At 44.3% G+C, this 18,568-nt stretch carries 16 protein-coding genes; 11 read left to right on the top strand and 5 right to left on the bottom strand.

Going from position 1 to position 18,568, the window contains the following annotated elements:
- Window positions 1-36: 36 nt before the first annotated feature.
- The gene (locus VR7878_RS18135; RefSeq protein ID WP_077337426.1) at window positions 37-1,671 is read right to left on the bottom strand and encodes an ATP-dependent endonuclease; all 1,635 of its coding nucleotides are present in this window, start codon (window positions 1,669-1,671) and stop codon (window positions 37-39) included.
- A gap of 186 nt (window positions 1,672-1,857) precedes the next feature.
- On the opposite strand from VR7878_RS18135, the gene VR7878_RS18130 reads away from it, so the two are divergent.
- Window positions 1,858-3,591, top strand: coding sequence for a bifunctional metallophosphatase/5'-nucleotidase (locus VR7878_RS18130; protein WP_235862913.1), 1,734 nt, complete (start codon window positions 1,858-1,860; stop codon window positions 3,589-3,591).
- Window positions 3,592-4,167: 576 nt separating this feature from the next.
- Window positions 4,168-5,430 (top strand): OmpA family protein, encoded by a 1,263-nt coding sequence (locus VR7878_RS18125; RefSeq protein ID WP_083960871.1) that lies wholly within the window; start codon window positions 4,168-4,170, stop codon window positions 5,428-5,430.
- Between the two features lie 69 nt (window positions 5,431-5,499).
- Here the strand turns inward: VR7878_RS18125 and VR7878_RS18120 are convergent, their stop codons facing one another.
- Window positions 5,500-6,066 (bottom strand): PhnA domain-containing protein, encoded by a 567-nt coding sequence (locus VR7878_RS18120; RefSeq protein ID WP_077337423.1) that lies wholly within the window; start codon window positions 6,064-6,066, stop codon window positions 5,500-5,502.
- A gap of 233 nt (window positions 6,067-6,299) precedes the next feature.
- Between VR7878_RS18120 and VR7878_RS18115 the strand changes: the two genes are divergently transcribed.
- From VR7878_RS18115 to VR7878_RS18105, 3 genes are all read left to right on the top strand, one after another.
- Window positions 6,300-6,722, top strand: a complete 423-nt coding sequence (locus VR7878_RS18115; RefSeq protein WP_077337422.1) for a hotdog fold thioesterase — start codon at window positions 6,300-6,302, stop codon at window positions 6,720-6,722.
- Window positions 6,723-6,808: 86 nt separating this feature from the next.
- Complete coding sequence (locus tag VR7878_RS18110) at window positions 6,809-8,500, top strand: SgrR family transcriptional regulator (RefSeq protein WP_077337421.1); 1,692 nt, start codon at window positions 6,809-6,811, stop codon at window positions 8,498-8,500.
- Between the two features lie 299 nt (window positions 8,501-8,799).
- Window positions 8,800-9,690, top strand: a complete 891-nt coding sequence (locus tag VR7878_RS18105) for a LysR substrate-binding domain-containing protein (protein WP_077337420.1) — start codon at window positions 8,800-8,802, stop codon at window positions 9,688-9,690.
- Between the two features lie 76 nt (window positions 9,691-9,766).
- Here VR7878_RS18105 and VR7878_RS18100 read toward each other — a convergent pair whose 3' ends face one another.
- On the bottom strand, window positions 9,767-12,463 hold the full coding sequence (locus tag VR7878_RS18100) for a bifunctional acetate--CoA ligase family protein/GNAT family N-acetyltransferase (RefSeq protein ID WP_077337419.1): 2,697 nt from the start codon (window positions 12,461-12,463) through the stop codon (window positions 9,767-9,769).
- A gap of 215 nt (window positions 12,464-12,678) precedes the next feature.
- On the opposite strand from VR7878_RS18100, the gene VR7878_RS18095 reads away from it, so the two are divergent.
- Window positions 12,679-13,245 (top strand): SPOR domain-containing protein, encoded by a 567-nt coding sequence (locus tag VR7878_RS18095; protein ID WP_077337458.1) that lies wholly within the window; start codon window positions 12,679-12,681, stop codon window positions 13,243-13,245.
- Window positions 13,246-13,381: 136 nt separating this feature from the next.
- Window positions 13,382-14,398 carry a D-alanine--D-alanine ligase gene (locus VR7878_RS18090; protein ID WP_077337418.1) on the top strand — a complete coding sequence of 339 codons (1,017 nt, stop codon included), beginning with the start codon at window positions 13,382-13,384 and terminating at the stop codon, window positions 14,396-14,398.
- On the opposite strand, the gene VR7878_RS18085 is transcribed toward VR7878_RS18090, so the two are convergent.
- Entirely contained in the window at window positions 14,379-15,347 is a 969-nt protein-coding gene (locus VR7878_RS18085; protein WP_077337417.1) for a tyrosine-type recombinase/integrase, read from the bottom strand. The two genes, VR7878_RS18090 and VR7878_RS18085, sit on opposite strands and share 20 nt — an antisense overlap.
- Before the next feature lie 101 nt (window positions 15,348-15,448).
- Here VR7878_RS18085 and VR7878_RS18080 point away from each other — a divergent pair, with 101 nt between their 5' ends.
- The 3 genes from VR7878_RS18080 to VR7878_RS18070 all read left to right on the top strand — a co-directional run bounded on the left by VR7878_RS18080 (window position 15,449) and on the right by VR7878_RS18070 (window position 17,550).
- A complete protein-coding gene (locus tag VR7878_RS18080) occupies window positions 15,449-15,829 on the top strand; it encodes a DUF3319 domain-containing protein (RefSeq protein ID WP_077337416.1) in 381 nt (126 codons plus the stop codon).
- Between the two features lie 7 nt (window positions 15,830-15,836).
- Complete coding sequence (gene yciH, locus VR7878_RS18075; RefSeq protein WP_077337415.1) at window positions 15,837-16,148, top strand: stress response translation initiation inhibitor YciH; 312 nt, start codon at window positions 15,837-15,839, stop codon at window positions 16,146-16,148.
- A 256-nt stretch (window positions 16,149-16,404) separates the two neighbouring features.
- Window positions 16,405-17,550 (top strand): iron-containing alcohol dehydrogenase, encoded by a 1,146-nt coding sequence (locus VR7878_RS18070; RefSeq protein WP_077337414.1) that lies wholly within the window; start codon window positions 16,405-16,407, stop codon window positions 17,548-17,550.
- A gap of 246 nt (window positions 17,551-17,796) precedes the next feature.
- Here VR7878_RS18070 and VR7878_RS21520 read toward each other — a convergent pair whose 3' ends face one another.
- Complete coding sequence (locus VR7878_RS21520) at window positions 17,797-18,087, bottom strand: bacteriocin immunity protein (RefSeq protein WP_261855971.1); 291 nt, start codon at window positions 18,085-18,087, stop codon at window positions 17,797-17,799.
- Between the two features lie 323 nt (window positions 18,088-18,410).
- Between VR7878_RS21520 and VR7878_RS18060 the strand changes: the two genes are divergently transcribed.
- A partial coding sequence (locus tag VR7878_RS18060) for a transposase (protein ID WP_077333657.1) occupies window positions 18,411-18,568 on the top strand: 158 nt, incomplete at its 3' end.

Here is an 18,568-nt window from a genome sequence, read left to right as displayed (position 1 = left end):
TGGGCAAAGGTATGTCGGTAAATAGCCTGACTGACGTCAGGTATTGCCATTTGCCATTGTGACAACGCGCTTCAGTGTTTTTCTGAGTTCCGGAGGAATACAGACCACACCGCGTTGCTCACAATAAGAGACGATCGCGAGTGCCAAATCTGGTTTTGCATATTTCTTGAGAACCCGCATGACGACTTTTTTGGCGGGAATCGGGTGATCATGGGGGATTCTCAGCATATCTTTAAAGAAAGATTCAAAACCGTTGTTATATAAGAAGTGTTCGATATCGCGATCCGGAAGTTCGGTCAGGCGGTGTAATATCTGATCGTGCCCCAGTTGTGAACGGACGGTTGCCGCATATTTCTTACCCGCTGAATCACCATCCGTGACAACATGCCAGTCGATCCCGAATGCTTTGGCAACTTTAATCAACGATTTAAGCCCGGATTGCGCAAATTCAATGATCTGGATTCCTTCAGCCATTAAGTCATAACCACACTGGCGAGCCAGTTCACTAAACAGCCAGACTTCAGTTTCGCCTTCGACCAATAACCAACAGCGGGCGAATAACGCACTGGAGCGATGAAAACGAATATGAAAGCCGATACGACGCAGGTCGTCCTGAGACAATATTTTTTCCGGGACAGACATCGCTTTGGTTCGGTCTGTCATTCTGACCAGTCGCCGGATGGAATAGAGTGGGACGGCAGCAAGCAACTCGCCACTGTTGGTGGTGAGAATCTTTTGCATCGGCAGTAATTGTAAAATTGTCCAGGCTCGTGCCAAATGCGTCGGGTGTAACCGGCCTTCCGGATCTTCAATGATGAGAATCGGACGCGCACACCGGCGGAGATCGGTCGGGCCTTTGGCTTGTAGATAGGCGTTCAGCAAGCGCATCAATAGCAGACGACTCTGACGATTTTTGGTTTCTTCAATATATTGAATGAAGGTTTTTTCTGATGCGGGAGAAGCGTAAACCAGACTGTTCCTCTCAAACACCGGCTTTTTTTTACTTCGGCTTTTAAACGAGAAGTAGTGTTCAACCAGTGAATTCATTGCATTGAGGCTGCTTTTGATTTCCCCTTTGTTGACATGCCCCGGTGTTGCCAGCAAGCGCCGACAGGTGTTATCGATTCTCTTCTCTATTCTGGCATTCCGACTGTGATTGTTGCCATTGGTTGAGTCTTCGAAATGTCGGGAATCTCTGAGCCGGAGAACAGGGTGGAGACTACTTAACTCTTGGGCGAGTTTTTCTGAATGATGTAGTTTGAGTGGTTCGCCATCCTGATCAAGAAAATGATGCACGGTAGTGATGCGATCCTGCTCCCGGGTGCCGCTGATCCGATAAATGATCCGGCTGAATCCGCGAGCAGCCGGTTGCCAGAGAGGTTTGAGTCTGCGGTATCGACCGGACTTTGGCTCATTTTTCTCGGTTGTGATAAAGCTGAGTACGATTTGCAGATGTTGAGTCTGTGGTTGGGAAACTGCGTAATTGACATGAAAATCCTGTAGCAAAAAATGATACAGGTTACCGTCAGGCGGGAGAGCAATACTAAGGGCATCCAACAATGAAGACTTTCCCCAGGTGTTTTCTCCGATTAAAGTGGTGAGCGCTTCTAAACTCAGTGATAAACGACGGATTCCGCGGAAGCCGGATATTTCGACTCGCTCTAAATGCATAGGCATCTTCCTGAAGAGGTAGCACTTGTTGTAAGAGTAATATAAAAAGCCAGAAATACGAGTTACTTACATCACAGATGATAAATGACGGCAGGGCTGATCGTTCGGGAGACTAAAAAAGTTTGAACTCTATTTCACAAATGAAGATGAATCTGTCATGCTTTTCTACCTATGATACACACAAAAATGCTTGAATCTATGCATCACCAGCCATTGTCTATCACGATTGCGCACTTAAATGACACTCACTCATACTTTGAGCCCTCATCATTACAACTGGAAATGACTGTACATCAGGATGAGATCTCACCGTATGTCAGTGCCGGAGGATTTGCCCGGATTGCGACCCGCATCAATCAGCTGAAAGATGAAGCCCGGAACCGTGAGCGCCCCTTTTTATTATTGCATGGCGGAGACTGTTTTCAGGGCACACTGTATTTCTCCTTATTTAAAGGAGAGGCAAATGCCACGTTGCTCAATGCCCTGGGGGTTGACGCAATGGTGCTGGGCAATCATGAGCTGGATCTGGGAAATGAACCGGTTGGCCGGTTTGTGCGCAATATTAATTTTCCGTTTTTAGCGGGTAACTGGGATCTGAGTCAGGAGCAGGCGGACAAACCATATCGTTTGTCTGATCAAGCCAATGTTTACCGCTATGATGCTGAGCAACAAACGGCTCAGTGGTTAGTTCGGGAATATGAGCAAGACGCCGTCGCTGTTTTCGGGCTCTCACTGGATCGGATGGATGATATCTCAAACCCGGATGCGGATACACCGTTTGTCGCGGCACTGGATGTTGCACGCCGCACCGTCGATGCAATTCGGAACAGTGGTATCAACAAAATTATCTTACTCAGTCACCTCGGGTATGAAATAGACAAACAGCTTGCCGAGGCGGTAAGTGGTATCAGCTTGATTATTGGCGGGCATAGCCATGTTTTACAAGGTGACTTTTCCGATATTGGGCTGGGGGCTGCCGATCCGTACGGGATCAAGGTAGGAGACACCCATATTGTGCAGGCCGGATGCCATGCACTGGCACTGGGGCACTGCCATATTGACTTTGATGCCGCTGGTAAAGTCGTGCGTTTTCAGGGCAAGAATGAGCTGTTAATTGGCCGGCGTCTGTTTGTGGATGCGGCCAGACAGTCTCCTGGCAGTGACTGGCGGCACCAACATGCCTGCGATTATCTGGAACAACATCCGCAGGTTTATGTTTGCCGCAAAGATCCCCATATTCAGGAGATATTGAACCGCAATTATCTGCCGGTGGTGCGGCAACAGCAAACCAAAGCAGTGATTCACCTGACACAGCCTTTATTTCATACTCGGATTCCCGGAGAAAATGGCGGCAGTGAAATTGCACCGCTGGTAGCCCGGTCATTTTATCATGCAATGCGTAAGCGAGAGCATCCGGTTCAGTTTGCCGTGCATAATGCCGGGGGGGTGCGTTGTTCTCTGCCGAGTGGGGTGCTGACGGTTGCCGATATTGCCGGTCAATTATTGCCCTTTGCCATCCCGATCGGTGTATATTACGTCACCGGGAAGACGCTCAGATATTTACTGGCTGGCGCAATTGACAATGCGTTAGGTCATCGGCCTGACAGTACCGGCACGGGAAGTTACCCCTATTGCTATGGTCTGGATTTTCAATATCAGGCCGATATGCCGCCAGAAAAACGGGTTCAGGCATTAAAGATTTATCAGAACGGCCATTGGATATCCGTTGATGACTCAACGGTTTATTGCGGAACATCATCAGCTTATACCATGAAAGGCAAAGAAGGTTATGAAGCAATCCTTGGCATGGTTCGACCCGGTATTGTTTCAAATGTTTCGATGGCCGATGCGTTGATCGAGATGTTTGAGGATAAACCGGAATGGCTTGAAATGTCTGTTGAAGCACAATTTATCAGCTAGCCTTCATCTGTTTCATCTGTGATTACCATGATGGCATTGTCTTTGCTTGTTTGATGATGTTGAAATAACCTCATCGGTGAGGAGGGAATATGCGGCATAAAGATTGGTTTGATGCGCTGGTGGTTGTCAGTTGGGTAAGTATCTGGTCGTTACTGGTTTATTTTCTGCCATACTCGGCTGTTTAAATCAATGGGTGCTTCCAATGGATAATTTGTATCGGGCAGCTATTGCAATTTAAGGGTAGCTGCTTTTCAGATCGCTTTAATAAAATAAATACGTGTAATTTACCGGTCAGGCATTTATATGTCTTTGAAATTACGCATCCCAATATTGGAATCAATCTCTCATTTTGGTTAGTATTCTGCAAAATCTCCGAAAAAAACATTCAGAAATAGTCAATATCGCATCAATTCTACTTGCCTAAATAAGTGATCGCTTTAAGATCGGTTCGTTGTTTTTCATATCTTTGCTAGGTATATAATCATAATGACTACACAAAAAATAAGTGAATCTATCTCGATTATTTCTAAGGTTGGGTTTTTTCTCGGTGCAGTAATAATACTGATATATTGCTCAATGATTGGATTCTATCCTCAAAGTCTCACACTTGGTGATGGGGTATTCATTGGCTTCGTGTTTCTCTCATTCGGATTCTTAGCCACACTATTTATCTTTCTGTTTTCGATCTCATCTCTGTCATTGATCAATGCGTTGATTTTTCTGTTTCGATTGCCATCGTTTATTTTTAAAACGTTGTCGATGACCAAGAAAGAGAAACATCTGCGCGGTATGGTGTTTGGCGGAATGCTCAAGAACTTTATCAAAGACCATCATATCGGCTCGATCTCTTTCTTAGGATTGGTCTGGTTGATTCCGTTGATTTATACGCTTTGTCAGTATGCAACGGTCAGAGATTCAGACTGGTTTTCAACCCTGTTGATGTTCACACCACTATTGTATTGTGGCATCGCCTGTAAGATGTATCTCGATCATAAAGAGAAGAATGTTTTTAATAGTCTGGTGACACTATTTATTTTATTGACACCTTTTATGGTGGTGCCCGGATTATTTAAACATACCTTGTATAGCGCGATGGAAAATATCGGCGTCAGGGACAGCAATGTATCACTTTATATCGATAATCAGTATGTTCCGGTGGTGAATGATATTATCAATAAGAATGATCTGGCTGACTATCAGGTGACCAGTGTTGATGACAATTTCAGTAAAATTGATCATGTTGATGTCATTTTTACCGGGGCAGGGAACCGAAGTCTTTTGAGGCTGGCGGATAAACGTGTGTCGATTGACTTTGTGTTACCGTCGGATGCATTTTATACCGAAAAATCCCATTTGAATCATGATTTGAATAGTCTGATCGCAGCGATTCAAGCAAATAGCTCGGATGCGTTTAAACAGAATAAGGTTTCGTTTGATTACCATCACATGGTGCTTGATTTTGGCTCGTATGGCTATTTTAAAGTCGGAGAGTATACAGTTTCACCTCGGTTTGAAACCGCGATTACGTCAACGCTGAATCCATTATTTGATGTGCTTTCACAGTATCCGGAACAGGTTCGGTCTCTGGAAGTGATCGGATTATCCAGTCAGGAATGGAAAGGCTCAAAAGATGATCTGGATGCTTACAAGTATAACTACGATCTCTCGGTGAAAAGGGCGTTGGCCGTGTCTAATGTGTTGTTTGAGAGTGAGATGTTACAACCATACGGGCAGTGGCTGAGTGATAAGCTGATCATTCGGGGTGAATTATCTCAGCAAGACGGACGAGATAAAAAATCAGACCGACGTGTGATTATCAAATTGAATTTGAAACCGTAAACATTGAGTATAAAGAAAGCCCCGGGTCAGTTTCTGATCCCGGGGCTTTTTGATTCAATCAGTTGGTGATTATTTTTTACGGGTATATTCAGCAATAATATACATTGACTGCCCGTTTGCTTTTCCTGAAACCAGTTTAGGGTCATCGCTCAGGCTAATGCCTCGAACCACGGTACCTTGCTTAATCACTTGAGAAGAGCCTTTAATCGGCAAGTCTTTAATAATTGTGACGTCGTCACCTTTTTTTAGCTCGACACCATTGACATCACGAGGCTTCTCAGCATCATCGTCCATGCCGATCATTGCCCAGTTAGCAACATCTTCTTCCAGATACATCATATCCAGTAGATCGTGAGCCCAGGCTTCAGACTCTGATAAACGTTTCAGCTGACGCCACGCGACAACTTGAACCGCTGGTGTCTGATTCCACATACTGTCGTTCAGACAGCGCCAGTGGTTTGCATCTGCCGTTTCCGGATTCTCAATTTGACTTTTACAGGTTTCACAGAGCATCACTGCATGATCGACTGTAATTTGCGTATGAGGTGCAACAACAAATGGTTGAAGCTGAGCGGTAGATGAACAAAGTTCACATTTTGATTCACAACGTTCAAGCAGCGCTGATTCTGTTGCCATATGATTGGACTCCTGTAAAAAGTATAGGGGCGTATTATCCACGCCATGGCGACAATTTAAAGTTTTTTATCAAGCAAGATGCGTTTTTAGCAACAATGAGTGGATCGGTTCAATTGTATTATGCATTGTTTATATGAATATAGTTTGCTGACATCCGCGATGTTTGTCATGATATTTTCTGAGCTGAAGACTCCGGCTCACTCATCTCTATTTGATTTGGCGAAAGGTAGATTATGCATATCTGGAAAAAACCGATTGATATTGATTTATTAAATCAAAGTTCAGTGAACACCATGATGGAACACCTGAATATTGTCTATACGGAAGTGACCGATTCAACAATTTCGGCAACAATGCCGGTTTGTCACTTTACCCATCAGCCATTGGGGATGCTTCATGGCGGCGCTTCGGTGGTACTGGCTGAAACATTAGGGTCAGTTGCAGCGAACTGTTGTGTGGATGAAGATACCTATTGTGTCGGGCTGGATATTAATGCCAATCATATCCGGGCGGTAAAGAGTGGCACGGTCACAGGGGTTGCTCAACCTATGCATATCGGCGTATCGACGCAGGTGTGGCAGATCAATATTCATGATGAGCGGGATCGGTTAGTGTGTACCAGTCGTCTCACCATTGCGGTCAAAAAGAAAAAATAACCAAAATATGCGGACTAAATTTGCAGAAAAGGGAAAAATAGGAAATTATAGAGCGATGAGCCATATCAGTAATTTCCTCCTTTATTATGAGTAGTCCAAGGTTACGTGTCCAGTTTGAAACCTTATTCGAACATTTTGGTGGTCAGAATACAGAAGTCCGTCTGGAAGATGTGACTGACATACTGTTTTGTACACGGCGTAATGCCCGTATCGTCTTGAATAAGATGGAAGAGGAAGACTGGATCGAATGGCATCCTGCTGCCGGTCGAGGCAAATTATCACACCTGATTTTTAAACGCAGCCGCAGTGATGTGAGTGAGAATCTGGCCAGACGCTACCTTGAAGAAGGGAAGTTCGGACAGGCATTCTCTGTGTTGGATCAGAATGCCGATAAACTTACCCAAGTTATCCAAAGTTATCTTGGTGTTCAGCATCAGCAGGGGCGTCAGGTTGTTCGTCTGCCTTACTATCGCCCGTTATCGATGCTGAATCCTCGTAAACCGATGCGACGTTCTGAGCAACATATTGCCCGGCAAGTATTCAGCGGTCTGACAACTTTTGATGAGCATGAAACTTTACAACCCGATCTGGCTCATAGCTGGCAGAGTCTGTCTGCAACACACTGGCGGTTTTATCTGCGTCCCGGTGTCCGGTTCCATAACGGCCAACTGCTGACATCGGCGTTGGTGGTGGATAGTCTGCGTGAGTTGCAACATTTCAGATTGTTCCGTCATATTGAGGATGTCTCATCGCCCGGAGATTGGGTGATTGATATTCATCTGAACAAGCCTGATTTGCATTTGCCGGTGTTACTGGCCGAAACGTGTGCAAGGATTGTGAGTCCCAGTGTTCAACAAGAGCATGAGTTTGATGTCATGCCGGTTGGTACCGGGCCATTTAAAGTGGTAATTAATGATAATAAGCGACTGATTCTTCAGGCATTTGATAGTTATTTCGGCTATCGTCCGCTGTTAGATCAGATCGAAGTCTGTGTGATTGATGAGGCGGACTCTTCTTTGGTTTTTCCGACCTTGAATACCCCCCTCAAAGTGAGACGTGGAGCCTCCCGGGAAGATGTTGATTTAGATCCGGGATGTATTTACCTGCAATTAAATCGCAGAGACGGGATAGCCGCTGATGATGCATGGGCAGAATACCTGAGTAGTAAATTGAGTGCACTCAATCTGTTTAGTCTCTTTCCGGAAGAAACGGTGGTTGCATGGGGCCTGTTACCGGCTCACGGGCTGAAGCCTGGATGGTATCATCATCGTCCTGCTCGCCAGGTGGCTGTCCCGGTTATGACGCGCCCGGTTCGGATTGCTTATCACGCGAGACATCCGATGTTTCCTCATTTGATAGAGGCAATTCAGACTTTATTGACCCAAGATGGTATTGAGGTTGAATTGATTACTTATGAACATGCTGTCGATGTGACCCAAGAGATTGATGTCTGGATCAAAGCTATGGGCATCTCAAATCATCGCGATGATGTATTGGCAGGCTGGCTTTTGGATTATTCCGATGTCAGTGAAACCAGTCAGCCTGAGGATTTTTCCGGGTGGCAGCAGTTGATTGATTACTGGCGAGCCGACCCCGAACAGCCGTTTCCTGCAAGAGAGATCGGTAAATCTTTGATTGAGAAACATCAAATTGTGCCGCTATTTCACAGTTGGCTTGGTGTCAGTCATGACCAGTGTGGTGCGTTGCAGAACGCTAAATGTAATGCACTTGGATGGTTTGACTTTTGTCGGGTGTGGGTGAAGCCGGAGCTGGATTAAACGCAGGTTCTGTTTGTCGGGTTTTACCGTTGTTTGAAGGACACAAAGCAGAAATAGCATTCAATCAGTCAATATGTTGCGATTCGTATTACACTATTTTCTGTGTAATATTTGGATCGTGGTATTACTGAATTGGCCGCATATAGACGTGGCACCTCAGACGTGATGAATGGTGTATCAAACACGTTTTTACATAAATAGTTGATTTTAAGAATATTTAATTTCAGCGAAAATTGTTTTCTACCAACATTGTTTTCTACCAACATAGCGTTTAAGAAAATAGCTTAAGGATACTGATTTTGCATAGTCCTATTACATTAGAAGCGCTTTATATTCTCGATGCGATCGAACGACGCGGCAGTTTTGCCGCTGCTGCTCATGAGATGAACCGCGCACCAAGTTCCCTGAGTTATCAGATTCAAAAACTGGAGCAAGATCTCGATATTATCATTTTTGACCGCTCCGGCCATAAGGCCAGTTTTACTGATGCCGGACGCCTACTGTTGGATCATGGGCGACGAATCCTCTCTGAAACCGATAAACTGGTCAATGATGCAACTGTCCTCGCAAATGGGTGGGAGCTGGATGTGACACTAGCTTATGACGGAATTATTCCGGTGGATAATTTCTTTCCGCTGGTGGAATCTCTCGGCAATGTGAGTAAAACCAGGGTTCGGCTTCAGGAGGAAATTTTGGCGGGATGTTGGGAGTCGCTGGCAACGGATCGCGCGGATCTCTTGGTTTGTCCTCGTCTTGAAACGATGCCTCATGATGTCAAAGTTGAGTCATTGGGATCGATGTCGATGGTATGGGTTGCTGCAACGGATCATTATGTTCATAAGCGCAGTGGTGTTTTTGATGAAAATGCACGCCAGAAATACCGGATTGTTGCGATTGCAGATACAGCCAGAGAGCAACCGCCAATCAGTGTGAATATTCTGCAAAAGCAACCGCGGCTGACCGTAACGAATTTTGCTGCGAAGTGTCAGGCACTGACATCCGGGCTTGGAATCGGGACGCTGCCGCAACAGGTTGCGCAACCTTTGATCGACGCAGGCAAATTGCAAATCATTCATGGGACAGAAAAGAAAGAGGCTGAGTTAGTGTTGGCTTGGCGGCGGAATAAAATGGGTGAAGCCAAGTCTTGGTGTATTCAGTATTTGAAAAAGCATTGGAATTTACTCAACTAATGAGTCATGTGATATAGAGAAAGCATAAAGAAACAGAGTCGCTGTGATCGACGACTCTGTTTTCATTTGATGGTTATCATTCCGGCTCTGGTGATAACGAGAGCTGCATTTCTGCCGTGCCGTCTTCAAAATGCACTTCCACTTGAAATCCGAGTCTCTGAGCCAGTGTTAACATTCCCTGGTTACTTGGCATCGTCATACCTGATATTTGTTGTGTTCCCTTGTTGGTACAATAATCGATGATTTTCCTCATCAGAATACGTCCCAATCCCAGACCTTTTAAGTCGGAGCGGATTAAAATGGCAAATTCTGCATTACTGTTGTCCGGTGTGATTAACGCACGGGAGACACCGATAATCTCGTGTTGAGGGGATGAACGAACCGCAACGAAAGCCATTTCCCGGTCATAATCGATCTGAGTCATGTTTGCTAAAGCTTCATGGTTAAATTCGCCGACTTCAGTAAAAAAGCGTTTATATAGATCCTCTTTGGAGACTTTACTGATGAAATCGGCATGATCAGGTTCATCTTCCGGCAGAATGGGACGGATGAGAATTGATTCCTGATTTCTCATGACTACCTGTTCTTCTAACTCTGAAGGATAGGGACGAATGGCTAACCGTTGTTGTGCATTACCGTGATAAGGCTTGAGGTGCAAATCGGCATCCAGAATCGTAAATTGGTGACCATTGACCAACAGCGGATGAATATCCAATTCATGAACTTCAGGACACGTCTCTATTAATTGCGATAGTCTCACTAAAAACTGAGAAAGTCCGGCAATATCAATCGGTACGGGCAGTTTTTGCAGACGGATTTTATTGTTTTTAATTGCTCGGACGATTAAATATCTTGCCAGTGTCATATTTAACGGAGGCAGTGCTGCTTCGGCATCCGTCGCTTCTTGCCATTCTGATCCCCCTTGTCCCAACAGAATCACTGGGCCGAAAGTGTCATCATGTTTGACTTTAATCCGCAGTTCTTCACCACCGGCAAGTTTCGCCATCGCTTGAACGACTAAACCATGAATCAGCGCGGCCGGGTAAGACAGACTCACCCGATCAAGAATCGCCTGTGAGGCACTTTCGACTTCATGGCGGTTTCTCAGATTGAGCATGACGCCTTGTACATCCGATTTATGGGCAATGTCCGGTGAGCGGAGCTTTACTGCCACCGGATAACCGATAGTTTCAGCAATGTGGACAGCTTCGCTACTGTCTTGTGCCATCCAAGTGGGCAACACATCAAACTCAAAACAGCTCAGTAAACCACCGATTTGATGGGTATCGAGTAATGTATCTTGCTGATTGGTAAGGTGGAGCTGTTCTTGAATCCATTTTTGAGCCTGGTGAATTTTTTCCGGTGGAAGGAAATCTGCTGTTGTGGGGGTCTCCATCAATTGCTTCTGGTTACGCTTGTATTCGACGATATGCATAAATGCTATTACTGCACTTTCCGGAGTTCGATAAGTCGGGATCCCGGCTTGATAGAATCGTTGACGAGCGGCTTTGGCGGTCAGTTCACCGGACCAGTTGGTCAAAATGTTAAACTGGCGGCTGCGTGGATGCTGTTTTAAGGCGTCAATCACCGCCTGAGCGGTTTGCTCTGATTCTGCGACGGCCGAAGGGCAGTGCATAATTAAAATGGCATCAGCAATATCTGAATCTAACACGGCATTCAGGGCGGATACATAACGCTGGTGCCCGGCATCACCGACGAGATCAATCGGGTTGGCATGTGACCAACTTGGCGGCAGGCTTTGATTGAGTTTGTCCATGATGTCATCATCTAACTGCGCTAACTTGCCACCACGTTCGAGTAAGGTATCAATGGCCATAATGGCCGGGCCACCCCCATTGGTGATAATTGCCAGTCGTTCACCACGGAGCGGGAGCGGGTGGGTTAAAGTCTCAACCGCGGCAAACAGTTCATGCGTGTTCTGAACGCGCAACATACCGCTGCGACGAATGGCCGAATCATAAATGATATCGAGTGTATCGATACCACCGGTATGCGCTTTGGCTGCTTTCCGGCCTTCCAGTGTTCTTCCGCCTTTCAAGACTAGGATTCTTCGGTTTCGTGATGCGGCGCGGGCTGCTGAAATAAATAGTCTGGCATTTCGAATCGTATCGACATAGAGCAAAATGGCATCGGTATGACGATCGGTACTGAGATGATCGAGCAGATCATGAAAATCAATATCCGATGCATTGCCCAGAGAAATAAAGGCAGAAAAGCCGATCTGTTTTTCGTTGGCCCAGTCCAGAATTGTCGTACATACTGCTGCTGACTGAGAAATAAAGGCGATATTCCCTTTCAGGGCTGCTACCGGAGAAAAAGAGGCATTAAATGATATCCAGGGGAGAATCATCCCCAGACTGTTTGGCCCGACAATACGCATGTTTGCCGCTTTTGCGATAGCGAGACACTGTTGTTGGATCTGATGTTCTTCTGGATCGTTGGTGTACATATCTGAAGACAAGACCACGACGTAAGCGACTTTTTTCTCGGCAAGTTGGTGGAAAAGCGAAATATTTCTTGAGGCGTGCGTACATAAAACTGCGATATCCGGTATGATAGGCAGCGAGTCGATAGATTTATAAGCCAGCACGCCACATACGGAAGTATAGCGGGGGGTGACTGGCATGACTGTGCCATCAAAGTTACCGCTGAGCAGGTTCTTCATCACCACATGACCTGCGCGTAGTGGCCGATTGGAGGCACCTATGACGGCAACCGATCTGGGTTTTAAAAAATGAGACAGGTTGTTCATTTTTATTTCTCACATCAGCAAGGATATCCGTCTGATTATACAATTGGATTGATGAAAGCAGGTATGCGGAAAGCAAAACTTGGATATTCGCTTAAAATTGTTTAATACTTTGTGTTTTATATCACATGTTATTCATTTGAATTTATTACCTAAACTTGATTCTAAACTCGGCTATGGGCATGATTGATACACTCTTTATGAAAGGCACGAAAACTATGGAAAAAAAAGTCATTCTCGGTTTGTCTACGTTACTGTTGGCGGCATGCTCTTCTGGTACTTATGTGACGGACGTGACAACTGAAAGCTACCAGGAAGAATATCCCACGGCCAAAATACAGCAGCCGGTGGTTTCTCAGCAGGGAACAACCGCTGAAGGTGTGACAGAAATGAATGTCGTTCGGACGACCGAGCAACCAGCGAAACCTCAAAAGATGTCTACGTCGAGTCAGAGTGCTGTGACGATTACGCCGCCGACAGCAAAACAAGTGGCAATGAACCCACGTTTTGGTTACACCATTCAGGTTGTTGCGGTTGGCAGTCAAAGCAAGGTTGATCGATTTTCCAATAAGCTCCCGAAAGATGGTCAGCCAATCTGGGAAAACTACAAAGTTGTGAATGGGACGAAGTGGTATACCGTTTTATACGGTGATTTTGCAACGCGTGCCAAAGCGCGTCAGGCGATTCAGATGCTACCGGCTGAGTTTCGTCAACTCAAACCTTTTGTAAAAAGTATTGATGCAATCAAAAACTCCGAATATCCCACTTTAAATAAGCTGAATTAAAGTAGAAAAGGGCCTTTGGGCCCTTTTTTGTGTAGATAGTGAACGGTTAGTCGTATAGAGCAAGATTAGGACTACAACTTTATCTGGAATTATCTATGATAGAGACGGTTTAAACGAAAGGGACAGTGGAAGAATAATGGGCCGTATCAATATATTGTTGCTTTGTGGTGGTGGTTCATCTGAACATGAAGTGTCATTAGTTTCTGCAAATTATGTTCAGGAGCAGCTCCAAACCAATCCTCATTTTCATGTTGAACGGGTTGAAATGAAAAGTGACGGATGGTTTACCGAAGACGGTCATCTGGCATATTTGGATACCAACACAGCAACGCTGAATACCGACGTCAGTCGTCAGAAAATTGATTTTGTGGTGCCATGTATTCATGGCTATCCCGGAGAGACCGGCGATATTCAGTCAATGCTTGAGTTAGCTGCGATTCCATATCTGGGATGTGGTCCGGAAGCGAGCTCAAATAGTTTTAATAAGATCACCTCAAAACTTTGGTATGATGCGCTAGGCGTCCCGAATACCCCTTATTTATTTCTGTCTGAATTCACGGATGAGGCAATCGCACAGTGCGAAGCCGCTTTTCATCGTTGGGGTGCTTTGTTTGTAAAAGCTGCCAGACAGGGGTCTTCGGTTGGATGTTACAAGGTCACTGATTTATCGCAATTACGTCAGTCGATAACCTCGGCATTTCAGTTTTCTGAGCAGGTTCTTGTCGAAAAAGCGGTAAAACCACGTGAGCTGGAAGTTGCGGCTTATGAAATTGGCGGAGAACTTTATATTTCAGCCCCGGGTGAAGTGATTGCACCAGCGGATGCATTTTATACCTATGAAGAGAAATACAGTAATACCAGTCACTCTCATACCAAAGTTGAGGCCGAAGGTCTTACTGTCGAACAGCTCACCTCAATTCGTGAATATAGCGAAAAAATATTTCGTCATATGAAACTCAGACACCTTGCCCGCATTGATTTTTTCCTGACTCCTGACGGAGAAGTCTATTTGAATGAAGTGAATACATTCCCGGGGATGACGCCGATCTCGATGTTCCCGAAAATGTTAGAGAACAATGGCCATAGCATGGCTGATTTTTTAACGGATTGTATTGAGCGTTCATTGGCAAAAATCAGGGCTTCCAAGGCTTAAACGATTTAAATTGCTGAATTTCAATTTCGGCCTGACGATGCCTTCCGACGTACTGAGAAGGCATCACTGAGCTCTGCCAACGGCCGAAAGACTGAATCTCTTTGATTTTCATTCCCTGTTTATAAAGTTCTTGAGTTGCTCCGATACGGGTCGATTGGCCTGAAAATTTAAGATCAGCAATCCCAAGTCGTTTACCGGCTCCTCTTAATATTCGATAAATTGATGAGTCATTCAGTTTCTCAGTCCCGATATTCTGATGGCGATCGATCGAACGAAAGACATAAGGTGAGGATTGAGTATCAATCAGCTGATACCATCGATGAATCGCTTCTGAAGCCGCCGGAGACAGTTGATAGCGGTTGTCACTGAGTTCAACTTGTACTTCAGCGTCTGAGCAAAATGTGAGTTGTTCAATGCACAGTTCTCTGAGTTCTGCTCGTTTCAGAATACACTCAAACATCAGATGGTAGATCGCGAGATCACGAATATCTTTGATATTTTTAGAAGTCGAGAGTTGAGTATCGAGTTGCTCAATATGTTCCCGGGCTAGTGCATCCGCTTGACTATTATCGCCTTTTTTCTCTGTTCTTAAAGACATCAGCAGTAATCGAACCTGATGATTGGCGATCGGATCCTGATAACCCAGTAATTTATGTAGTACAGTTATTGTGACAGTGTAACGACGCAAGGTCGAAAACTTCCTGACTCGGGATTCCTTCTCAAGAAAAAGGCGAATCATATCCGGAGACGCAGGATAGGGAACAACATGCTGATGCTGGCAAAATTCGACAAAAAGATTCCAGTCTTTAACCATGGCAAGTAAAGAGCTATTGGAATACTGATATTGTGTCAGCTCATTGAGTTGTTCTTTATGGATAAATGTACAAAGTTGCTTTTTATAAGCATCAATTATTGTCTTTTTTGTGATTAATATTGGTTTTTTTAACATACTAATGCACTATAACTAGTCTATTAGCCCTAAATATACTTGATCATGTGTTGATTACAATTAATATTAAATGAAAATACATAAAAGAGCTGAGTAGACATATGGCTGTTGCAACATACCGAGGATTTACCCTCAAATCTGCCGGTCAATCCAGTGATGTCTGGCAAGTAAAAATCAAGAATCATATTCTTTCCGGTAATAAAGCGGCCGTACAAAAGAGTATCGATTGGTGGTGTGATACTGCTTCGATAATTGATCCCAAAGAATTTTCAAATATCGAAGTGAGGCGGGAGCAACAGACAGCAGCCCAGGAGCAGTTTGCTGGTTTTACGTTGAAAAATGATACTGGTGAGCCGAATGATTGGTACTGTATATTCAATGGACGTCTTCTTAAAGGCTCCAAACTCGCGATCGAAAAACATATTGAAAAAACAATTTTAGAACTCCGTCAGGCGAAAGCAGCGGCAGCAGCAAAGAAGTAGTTAAAATATGACATTAGTATACTCCACAGAAGTTGGACGAATTCAACCTGAATCACCACAACCTGAGCGACCAAAAGGCGATGGTATTGTGAGAATCCAGAGACAAACCAAGGGACGAAAAGGAAAGGGTGTCTGTATCATTACAGGCCTTGACCTTGATGATCCGGCACTGAAACTTTTGGCAGCAGCGCTCAAGAAGCACTGTGGCTGTGGTGGTGCCGTAAAAGACGGACATATTGAAATTCAAGGTGATGACCGGGAAAAGATTAAAGTCTTCTTAGAGAAGAAAGGTCATACCGTTAAACTCGCCGGTGGTTAATTTAATATCCTGATAAAACGATAAAAGGCCATTGTGATCCTGTCACTTTTGGCCTTTTTATCTTTCTAACTAAAACTCATTTACACTTCCTTTCTTCAGGCAAGCCGTCCTCAATTTCCTGTTGTTCAGAAAATACCTAGTTATTTCATGTCTATAGAATTTATTTGCGATTAATGATTCAAATCAGTGTTTCATTGCACCTGTAAGCATATTGTATGCTTAATCACAATTTATATGAAACCTATAGGAGATAAGTATGAGTGTTATGAGATTTTCTGTACCCAGAAATATTATCTATGGAGAAGGGGCTCTGGCCGAATTAGCGCAGCTAAAAGGCCAAAAGGCGGTGATAGTGACTGGCGGAAGCTCCATGAAAAAATTTGGCTTTTTAGATCAATGCCAAGATTATCTGTCACAAGCTGGCATTCGTAGCATTATTATCGATGGGGTTGAACCGAATCCGTCCGTCAAAACAGTATGGCGCGGCGCAGAAGCAATGATGAGTTTCGAACCTGACTGGATCGTCGCGATAGGTGGTGGTTCGGCTCTGGATGCAGCAAAAGTCATGTGGTGCTTCTATGAGCATCCTCACTTAAAATTTGAAGATATTATTGAAGTCGGTTCTATGCCGGCATTGCGTCAAAAAGCGAAATTTATTGCCATTCCGTCAACCAGTGGTACCGCATCCGAAATTACAGCATTTTCAGTGATTACTGATACCGAGAACCATATCAAATATCCTATTGTTGCTGCTGACATGGTACCGGATATTGCGATTCTTGATCCAAAACTCCCGGAAACCATGCCCGCACATATCACAGCCAATACAGGGATGGATGTCTTGACTCATGCTGCAGAAGCGCTTGTTTCAACTGCTGCGACATCATTTACCGATCCATACTCAATTGAAGCAATTAAACTGGTTATCGATAACATTGAAACGGCATACAAAAAGCCAGACAATAAAGAAGCTCGTTATAATATGCACAATGCATCAGCGCTTGCCGGTATGGCATTTACGAATGCTTCATTAGGATTGGTTCATTCACTGGCTCACAAAATTGGCGGTGAGTTTGGTGTAACACATGGCTTATCTAATGCAATTCTGTTGCCATATATCATTGATTTCAACAGACAGCACACCACCAAATATCAACTGGCAGAAAGCATTCTCGGCATTGACAATCTGGCACAAACAGTCAGAGAATTGAACAAAGCATTGAATATTCCATCCTGTTTTAAAGATTGTGATGAGGTAGATTTCAGCGAAGAGAAATTCATCCGTGTATTGGAAAGAATGAGTGAACGGGCCTACGGTGACCCATGCACACTGACCAACCCTGGTAAACCAACTGTTGAAGATGTGAAAAATCTATATCGGAAGAGCTATTACGGAGAGTAATATTCAATTCATTTAAGCATAAACGAGCGCGGTAACTAACCGCGCTCGTTTTTTATCATTCTCAAATCCTTCAAGATAATATTAAATCAGGAGGGCACAAGAAACGCGAGGTCACCATAAGCATCATCTGAGTTGTATGCGAAATACAAAGAGCCGTTATAGGGATTTACTTTGAGTCGTCCCGAATATTATATTTAACATAACGTACATAATGCGCACTAAGGGGGATTTTAAAAAAAGACTGAATCAGTCCTTAAAGCATGGTAAACCTTGTGACCTTCGCCATCGTTTAACCTCAGCAACAATGCCTTTTGGAGAATCATCCTGACCATCTTTAGGCCAAAAGATTAAATCTGTACCATCTGGGTGATCAACTATCTCTGAAAAATGACTGGTCAGTTTATCTTCTTCCGATTCAGACAATTCATTATCACAAATAAGTTCAACAAACTGAGTAAATTCTTGTTCCGTATAGTCAGATACAAATCCACTTGGGGTCAGATTTCGAACAAAGCAGAAGATTCGGAATATTGTCAATCGGGATTGTAAAAGATTGGGAATGGCGAATACCTTGCATGTCGATGTTGCATACCACTGACGCGCAGGAGCTTGTTCTTCATTTTCTGGACTACAAGACAGAGCCTATAGACCAGAAAACGAGGTAGGTAAGTAAGATACCTACCATACCTGTAAGCTCACAGGTGAGCATTATTTTTCTTCAAAATGATGGTTATTCTTGGAAGGCGGAAATTTGTCACCCTTTTTGACATTACGATCATAATCAGAATGTAGTGGTACGGTGAATTTGGCCACCTGATTAGAGGTGTTAAAATACACCTCATAGCATGACAGGTGAAACTATGACCAAGCGTACCAGACGCACTTTCAGTGCGGAATTCAAACTCGAAGCAGCGCAACTTGTTCTCGATCAAAACTACACCGTTGTTGAAGCTGCAAAAGCCATGGGTGTTGGTAAATCGACAATGGATAAGTGGGTAAGGCAGCTCAAGCAAGAAAA

The sequence above is a fragment of the Vibrio ruber DSM 16370 genome (assembly GCF_900163965.1).
Classification (GTDB): domain Bacteria; phylum Pseudomonadota; class Gammaproteobacteria; order Enterobacterales; family Vibrionaceae; genus Vibrio; species Vibrio ruber.
This window is presented reverse-complemented; position numbering and strand designations above follow the sequence as displayed.